7 protein-coding genes are annotated in these 8438 nt (G+C 37.2%); 5 read left to right on the forward strand and 2 right to left on the reverse strand.

Going from position 1 to position 8438, the window contains the following annotated elements; all coding sequences use genetic code 11:
• Positions 1 to 86: 86 nt before the first annotated feature.
• Entirely contained in the window at positions 87 to 1193 is a 1107-nt protein-coding gene (locus tag A8L32_RS10985; RefSeq protein ID WP_066630539.1) for a DNA alkylation repair protein, read from the reverse strand.
• A 295-nt stretch (positions 1194 to 1488) separates the two neighbouring features.
• Between A8L32_RS10985 and A8L32_RS10990 the strand changes: the two genes are divergently transcribed.
• The 5 genes from A8L32_RS10990 to A8L32_RS11010 all read left to right on the forward strand — a co-directional run bounded on the left by A8L32_RS10990 (position 1489) and on the right by A8L32_RS11010 (position 7237).
• Positions 1489 to 2088: a TetR/AcrR family transcriptional regulator gene (locus tag A8L32_RS10990; protein WP_066630541.1), complete on the forward strand. Its 600-nt coding sequence runs from the start codon at positions 1489 to 1491 to the stop codon at positions 2086 to 2088.
• 465 nt (positions 2089 to 2553) lie between these two features.
• The gene (locus A8L32_RS10995) at positions 2554 to 3369 is read left to right on the forward strand and encodes a transporter (protein WP_066630547.1); all 816 of its coding nucleotides are present in this window, start codon (positions 2554 to 2556) and stop codon (positions 3367 to 3369) included.
• Between the two features lie 15 nt (positions 3370 to 3384).
• A complete protein-coding gene (locus A8L32_RS11000; protein WP_198931763.1) occupies positions 3385 to 4932 on the forward strand; it encodes a DUF1254 domain-containing protein in 1548 nt (515 codons plus the stop codon).
• Between the two features lie 32 nt (positions 4933 to 4964).
• Complete coding sequence (locus A8L32_RS11005) at positions 4965 to 6515, forward strand: DUF1254 domain-containing protein (protein WP_083631276.1); 1551 nt, start codon at positions 4965 to 4967, stop codon at positions 6513 to 6515.
• Between the two features lie 263 nt (positions 6516 to 6778).
• A complete protein-coding gene (locus tag A8L32_RS11010; protein ID WP_066630543.1) occupies positions 6779 to 7237 on the forward strand; it encodes a hypothetical protein in 459 nt (152 codons plus the stop codon).
• A gap of 87 nt (positions 7238 to 7324) precedes the next feature.
• On the opposite strand, the gene A8L32_RS11015 is transcribed toward A8L32_RS11010, so the two are convergent.
• Positions 7325 to 8047: a DUF6261 family protein gene (locus A8L32_RS11015; protein ID WP_066630545.1), complete on the reverse strand. Its 723-nt coding sequence runs from the start codon at positions 8045 to 8047 to the stop codon at positions 7325 to 7327.
• Positions 8048 to 8438 lie beyond the last annotated feature (391 nt).

Consider the following 8438-nt stretch of genomic DNA (forward strand, 5'->3'; position numbering starts at 1 on the left):
CAATATTGAAAGTATAATGTAAAGACAAAAGTAGTATTGGGATAATACTGCTTTTGTCTTTTTTTATTTAAGGTATGGAGCAAGTCTTATTCAAATGTCAATTCAAAATCATGTTTCTCCATTTCTATACCATTAATAACTAAGGCTACTTGGTGCAATCCCTCATGAAACTTTCGGGTGCTGATAACTTTAAAAGATTGTCTGCGCTTTATATTTGAGGTTGAGTTAGCAGCATACATTTTTTCGCTTATTTTATATACCTTCTTGGCTAAAGAACCATTAGCCTTTTGGTAATATACCGCATACTCCAAGCGAATATTGCTATCCGAGTTAGATGTATTGTTAATATCAAAGCTAAATTCTAAATAGTCACCAAGTTTAACCAATGGGGTAATTACTTTAAAATTCTCCGCTTTAATATCCTTCGACGAACCAAACCCAAACATCTCTAACGCGGTTTGATTGCCTGCCTTTAATAAAGTACGCAGACCATGTTTAATAATCCAATCGGTGTTTTTGCTTTTTCCTTGCCACCTTTTAGCTATGCTTAATACTAATTCAGGATGATCTTTTGAGATATCATTGAGATTGTTGGCCACACTCTTTCGTACAAATTCCGAAGCATCATCTTTTAAGTTTTCAAGTATAGGCATAATAGGAGCAGGATCTTTTTTTAGTTCTGGTAAGCCCATAGCCCATGGTAAACGAGGTCTGCAACCTTCCGAAGAAAACCTGCGCACATTTTCGTGCTCATGCATACTCCAGTTTAACATTTGCTCCATCATTATATCTTGGTTATTGATGATAAATGGCCTTACGGCAAATTCGCAGCTGCTAAACTGGGTGATTCTTTCCATGGCTTTTACCGAAGTAGCTGTATCTTGAATGCCAAACTGCTCTACATAACTAGGTAAAAACATATATACAAACGACATTTCTTTACTATCGTTCTGAGCCAGATTAGTTAAGGCTAATACAATCTCAATAGACTCTGCATAATCTGCAGGTAGGTGTTGTCCCATAATGTAAGCCACATGATTCATCCGATCCTTTAATTCCAGGTTTTCCCAGTTATTATCGAACACCTCTTTGATAAAAGCATCCTTGTTAAAATCACTTTTTATCTGTATTAACTGGTTTCCAACTTGCTCTACAAGCTTTGGATTTATCATGTTTTTTAATGGTTCTGCCATGGTATTGTGTTTTATTAGATGTTATGGATGCACAAGCTTACAATGCATAACTGACAACAGTATGTCAGTAGATGTTTTTGTTCTTAAATATAAGAGGATGTTGTTAAAATATACTTGTAGCAGATATATTTTTACAGCGCTATGGGAAATAATTCATTAGAGAATATTTTACAGAAAGCTTTCTGCTATTTTCATCTAAAAACTATAGTAATTTTATACCTTAGCCTTAGAATAGAGCCAATAGGCGTATTTTAGTTTGTTTTGAATGTTTTTGGATTAAAAATATAGGGTTAAAATGACAAATGTATCAGATTCATATACTATTTGGCTAGAAACAGCTTATCGCTTGTTTGCAGAAAAAGGGCCTATAGATTTTTCGGTAAAAGAGGTGGCTAAAGAATGTGGCTTACCTCGTACTAATTTTTATTACTACTTTGATAACAAAGAAGACTTATTGGATAAAACCCTTGAATTACATATTAAGTCAACTATTGATGTTTTCAATGTGGAGATAAGTAATCGCTTGCATACATATATCCCAAACTTATATGAAGTAGTATATGACCTTAAATTAGGAATACAATTTACCAAAACCTTATTTAAGCATCGTGATATACTTAAATACAACAATGCTTATATAAAAGGAAACGCTCTTTCTGCCGATATAATTATACCAAAGTTTAAGGACTATTTTCATATTAACCTACCCGATGACCAGGTTAAGCCCTTGTGGTTTATACTAGTTGACGCCTGGTATTCAAGGCTTAGCTTTGATAACTATACAGTGGAGTACCTGTGTGAGACATGTTATGATATAATGAACGCACTTGGGCCGCTCATTGAGCTAGCTAATAAACAAGGTGCATCTAAGAGTATTGTCGACACTACTGTCTAAATAATAACCATTCGTTTTTATCACCTTTGCCAATGCATTAGAGTAAGTGCATTGTTATTGATTGGTAGATTACACTTCATATGGCAACGACGCTTATTCTGTAAGAAAAGCAACCGTAATCCCATATGAACAAAATAAGATGAGAAACACTAATCTTGTAATTGTTATTTTACTCAAGCTCATATTCTTTTTAGGGCTCACTTACAAAAAAAACATTGCTACAGTCAAAGGCAATACCGTCATTAATCTTCTTAGAAATACCAACTTCTATTCGACGCATATATTCCTTGATTTTCATACCCATAATTTAGTAAATGTGATTCGTTGAAGTTTCAACTAGGAACGGTATTGATACTGGCAATACCTTGAATTTATGCAATGCTAATGCCTGTTCGTATTGATGCTAGCATAACCATTTCATCAGGAATCTATCCATTTAAATATTATATAACTTTTTTAAGAAACATGAAAAAACTATTAACCACAGCACTGCTTGTTGTTTTCATATTAGGTATGTTAAATGCTCAACAATCTAAAGAAGAATTATCTGCAGCTGCTGCTAACCCGTTAGCTGATTTAATGAGTTTTCCATTTCAGAATAACCTGAACATGAATTATGGAGAGCACAACCGTAATGTAAATGTCTTAAACATTCAACCCGTTATTCCTTTATTCAACGGTAAATTTATTACTCGAACCATCATGCCTATAGTGCGTATTCCTGATTTTGGTAACGAAAGTGGAAAGCTCACTTCTGGTTTAAGCGATATGGTATTGACAGGATTTTATGTGCCCGAAAGCAAAGGTTTAATGTGGGGGTTTGGACCTGTTATTGAATTGCCAACTGGCGGAAGTGTACGAGGTAATGAAAAATGGAGCGCAGGACCATCTTTGGTTGTGTTAGCTCAACCTGGAGATTGGACGCTTGGAGGACTCGTAAATAATGCTTGGTCGTTTGCCGGTAACTCAGATAGACAGGATGTTAATCACATGCTTGTTAATCTATTTGCAGTGTGTCAATTAGGTGGTGGTTGGTATGTAAATAGTTCGCCTATAATAACAGCCGATTGGACAGCTGAAGGTGATGATAGATGGATTGTGCCAATTGGAGCCGGTGGTGGTAAAATGATGATGCTTGGGGGTAAACTGCCATTGAATTTACAAAGTCAATTGTATTATAATGTGGTGCGACCAGATTTTGGCCCTAAATGGCAATGGAGAGTTCAAGCGCAATTTTTGCTTCCTACCAGTATGTTTAAAAAAGATAAAAGCATTGAATAACAAATAACTTAAACCATGAACAAATTAATTAACAACTTAAAGTTTATGGCCATCCCATTTATTGGGTGGATGGCATACGCTTGTCAACAAATCCCAGAAGCTAAACAGGAAAATAAAAAACAAGCAGTTGAACAACCAAAGTATGCGGCTGATGTACCCGAATTTTTGCTTACGCCAGATAAAGTGCAAACTGAATTGCTTGGCGATCTTGAGTTTTTCGATGGCATGCCTAGTGAAGCTACAGTTCAGAAGGCCTTTGACTTCCTTGACCTATCGCGCGGTGTAGAGACATTTTTGAGTGGAATGCCTGCCGCTTCGGTATATGCCATGTTAGAAGGCTTAAAAAATGCGGGATTAGAACCGGGAGACCTTGGGCTTTTTGCTGGCTTGATGGATGCCCGTACTTTATTTTTGACTGCGCAATCAACAACCCCTTATGCCTTTGTTGAGGTTGACCTAAAAGACGGACCTGTAGTAGTAGAGATACCCGGACCCGTATTGGGCTCGCTTGACGACGCTTTTTTTCGTTTTGTTAGCGATGTAGGACTCACAGGACCAGATCGTGGCAGAGGTGGTAAATATTTATTTATAGGTCCTGACTACGAGGGCGATATACCTGAAGGCTACTTTGTGGCAAAATCAACAAGCTATCGTCACTGGCTTTTTATGCGTGTTTTTGTAAAAGACGGCGATGTGAAGGGGTCTACAAAACAGTTAAGAGAAGGTTTTCGTTGCTATCCTCTTGCACAGGCTAACAAGCCGCCAAAGCAAAAAATATTAGATCTGTCAGGCCAACAATTTAATACGATACATGCTAACGATGCGCATTTTTACGATGAACTTAATGCAGTAATTCAATATGAGCCTGCGGACGCATTTAACCCTGAGCTGGTTGGATTATTTGCTTCTATTGGTATTAAAAAAGGACAACCTTTTGCGCCAGATGAGCGCATGCAAAAAATACTAAAGGATGCAGCTGCAATAGCTAACGCTTCGGCACGTTCACTTGTTTTCCGCCCTCGCGATGCAAGTGTTTATTTTTACCCCGATCGCACGTGGTATACATCATTTGCTGGAGGTCATGATTTTATGAATGAAGGAGAAATGAACATTGATGGTCGTAGTATTTTTCATTATGTGGCTACTGGCATTACTCCAGCCATGTCTGTACCAAGAGTTGGAACAGGATCGGCCTATGCTTTTACACCTCACGATGCGGAAGGCAATTATCTCGATGGAGGTAAAACCTACAAAGTAACCCTTCCTGCGCCTATTCCAGTGAATAATTTTTGGTCGTTTATGGTATACTCAGGGCAACATCGTTCTATGTTAGAAACTGATCAAAAAGAAGCTGGTCTTGATAGTAATAGCCCGACTATTAAATCAAACCAAGACGGTTCGTATACGGTATGGTTTGGTCCTAAAGCACCAGTAGGGCATGCGGGCAATTGGATTCAGACTGTCCCTGGTAAAAGTTACAATGTACTATTGCGTCTTTATGGCCCTTTAAAGCCTTGGTTTGACAAAACATGGAAACCAGGCGATTTAGAATTAGTGGAATAGAAAACAACTTAACGCTATAGAAAAACCAAAATATGAAACAACTTATTTTAATTTCAGGAATTGCCTTGGTGCTGGCATCTTGTCAGCCTGAGACTGCAGTTAAAGAAAAAGAACAAAAGAAAATTCAGGCCTATGCAATGACAACTAATATCCCTGCAGGTATTAAAACGCCCAATAAAGTAGAAACAAGCATTGGTGCATTGGAATTTTTTGATGGGGTGCCATCAAAAGCAACTGCCGAAAATGTATATGATTATTTGGATAGGATGCGCGGTGTAGATGCATTTATGAAAGGTATACCAGGAGCTTCGGTAAGAGGTTTAATTGTGGGGTTAGAAGAAGCTGGCGTAGATGATTACAATAAAATAGGGATAACAAAATCCTTATTAGATTCTAAATCTTTGTTATTAACAGCAAATACTTCTACCATTTATGTTACTCCGTACATTAATGTGGGAAAAGATGGCCCCATAGTGATGGAAATACCTGCTGGTATGTTGGGTGCTTTTAACGATGCATGGTTTCGTTATATTGCCGATATTGGACCGTTTGGCGAAGATAAAGGTAAAGGCGGAAAGTATTTGATATTACCTCCAGGGTACGAGGGCGAAATTCCAGAAGGTTATTTTGTGGTTAAGTCGCCAACCAACAAAGTATTTGTTTTTACCCGTACTTCCATTGCAAATGGAATTGAAAAAGCCGTAAAGATGATTGGCGAAAATATGAAACTATACCCTTTGGCTGAAAAGGACAATCCGAAGAAAATGGAATTGGTAGATATTTCAGGTGTTGACTTTAATACGGTACATACCAATGACTTTTCTTTTTATGAGCATTTGGCAGAATGGATTAATGAAGAGCATGTGGATATGTTAGACGATGTAACCAAAGGATTGTTTGCATCCATAGGTATTGAAAAAGGTAAAGCTTTTGCGCCAGATGAAAGAATGAAAAAAATACTGACCGAAGCCGTTGCCATAGGAAATGCTGCTGCACGTTCAATTACATGGTATCCACGCACCAATAAAAATTTAGCGGGTGTAGAGATTTATCCTGGAACAGAAAGTGCATGGATAATGGCTTTTGCAGGTAAAGATGTATTCTTCAGAACAGAAACTGGTGGTTATAATACCGATGCTCTGAATATGTTCCATTATAACTATACGGCGGTTACTCCAGCTATGGCAGTTACCATTGAGGGAGCCGGTTCTGATTATGCCATTGCTTTTTTAGATGCTGATAAAAACCACTTTGATGGAGGTAAAGCATACAAATTGCATATACCAGCCAATGTGCCAGTAAATGATTTTTGGGCAGTAACCATATACGACACGCAAACGCGCTCATTGTTACAGACCGATCAAAAATTTCCGACAGTGGGAAGCCAAACCGAAGGATTCAAACAAAACAAAGACGGTTCGTTTGATGTGTACCTAGCACCAGCAGCGCCAGAAGGTATGGAGAACAATTGGCTACAAACTATCCCAGACAAGAGTTTTTCTGTTATTCTTAGAGTATACGGGCCATTAAAACCGTGGATTGAAAAAACATGGATGCCAGGTGAAGTGGAATTAATTAAGTAGTTGGTTGAAACATGAAAAATAAATAAACAGATGAAACGACCATGTAAATTTTAATCTTAAAAATTACACACAGGGTAACGATTAAAATTTCTTGAGAGCTCCATATGACAAATGAAAGAAAATATAAACACATGAAACACCCATAATTATTGGGTAATAAATACACAAGAGCATGATTGAAAGTATTATGCAGTATTGATCTTACATCTTGTAAATTAGTCTTTCTACTTGATACTTGTGTCTTGATACTAAATTTTAAACAGATGAAAAAAGTACTTATCATTACAATTATTGCATTGGCTTTTGTGCTAAACGCCAATGCGCAATCAAACTGGGAGCTTGGTGGCCGCTTTGGAAACGACTTTGCTCTTGATATGACTATCCCCTTGGCTAAGACACCCAGATTACATGGAGCTTTAAATTTTGATAACAATATATCAATGGGGGCTTATTTCGATTGGATGTTTGCCTTAGAGGACGGTCCGAGTGGCTTTAAACTTTATCCAGGAGTTGGGCCCGAACTATATTTTAATAATGGTTTGGATGTTGCAGCAGCTGGTGATTTTGGTATGGAGTATTCTTTTGATTTTCCTTTAACCATTGGGTTCGATTGGCGACCGCATTTTATGCTTACAAATAAAATGAAATTTAACTCAAATAATTGGGGGCTGATTGCACGCTTTAGATTTGGAAAAGGCGTTAAGCTTGTAAAAGCGAATTAAAGAATGCTGCATTAAAAGCATTTAAAAATACTAAACAAAAAGGATGGTTTGCCAATTGACAAACCATCCTTTTCTATTTATTAAAACCTAAGATACTTCATTTTCGATTTTATCTTTTTTACTGCGTTTTTTTACTTGCTCATTATTTTTATCAATAATTTCGGCAATGGTGCGTGCAAAGGCACCATAAATTTCGGGCTGAAAGCGTTCGCCAGTGCGTAAAAACTGTACTAAATCGTTGTTAATAATATTCAGTACTTCTTTTTTTAGTACTGTTGCGCTAGTGAGTGTTCCGTGTTTGGCCTCCTCTTCGGCATATTTAGCGCGGGTCGTTTCAAAGTCGTCTTGTGCTGCTTTTAGGGCTGCAATGTTTTCGCTAACGCCTTTAAGTAGTGTTATGGCTTCGACTACTTTTGGGGCAGCAAAATCGTTTAACATCGATATAATGTGCGACGATTCGCTTACGTAAGTCTCTTCTATTATGGCAAATCCATATTTATCAAACACTTGTTTTGCTATAGCAGCCGCGTCGCGAACTGCTTGTTCGGGAGAGTACAAGTAACCTTGTAACTGATATCCCACAGCGCGAATTTTATCATCGCGCACTTCATCTTTTTCGGCCGCAACACTTTCGGCGTGCGAACGACTTATGGCCATACCAAGTGCAGTAGTTTTGCTTATGAGTTGCTCATAAATACCCGTTAAAAATTGGTCGGTAGTTAAGCCTGATGATTCGTAGGCTGTATTCATTGTTCTCGATGTACCGTGTACTTCTGTAATACGGCTTTTGGCAATTAATTTTTCAATCATAATAAAAAAATAAGGTTATTATTGGTTACCGAAGCTTACTAAAATAAATGAGATATAGTTTATAGGTGCTTTGGTAATGAATGGTATACAAGTTATATAAAATATTTTTCATGTCAATGGAATGTGTAAATATTATAACATAATGATGTGCATCTTTTTAAAATGAGATAAACATTACTGAGCGATTAAACTTTTTATTAATCTCTAGATCCCTTTATTTATATTCAATCCCGCTGGGATTGTTAGGGAAAGGGAAGAATTTCAAATTCTATAAATATTTAACTTCTCTGAAGTTATCTTAATATCCCCAGAAGGGATACATATTTATAGTCATGGCACAACAGCGTCCTAAACAATTTATTTTAATGTTCTGATAGCCTTGTTTAGCGTT

Source organism: Labilibacter marinus (assembly GCF_001659685.2).
GTDB lineage: Bacteria > Bacteroidota > Bacteroidia > Bacteroidales > Marinilabiliaceae > Saccharicrinis > Saccharicrinis marinus.

Excerpts from the sequence above, each read along its gene's own strand:
- A8L32_RS10985 (WP_066630539.1), bottom strand. The coding sequence starts at position 1,193 with ATGGCAGAACCATTAAAAAACATGATAAATCCAAAGCTTGTAGAGCAA.
- A8L32_RS10990 (WP_066630541.1), top strand. The coding sequence starts at position 1,489 with ATGACAAATGTATCAGATTCATATACTATTTGGCTAGAAACAGCTTAT.
- A8L32_RS10995 (WP_066630547.1), top strand. The coding sequence starts at position 2,554 with ATGAAAAAACTATTAACCACAGCACTGCTTGTTGTTTTCATATTAGGT.
- A8L32_RS11000 (WP_198931763.1), top strand. The coding sequence starts at position 3,385 with ATGAACAAATTAATTAACAACTTAAAGTTTATGGCCATCCCATTTATT.
- A8L32_RS11005 (WP_083631276.1), top strand. The coding sequence starts at position 4,965 with ATGAAACAACTTATTTTAATTTCAGGAATTGCCTTGGTGCTGGCATCT.
- A8L32_RS11010 (WP_066630543.1), top strand. The coding sequence starts at position 6,779 with ATGAAAAAAGTACTTATCATTACAATTATTGCATTGGCTTTTGTGCTA.
- A8L32_RS11015 (WP_066630545.1), bottom strand. The coding sequence starts at position 8,047 with ATGATTGAAAAATTAATTGCCAAAAGCCGTATTACAGAAGTACACGGT.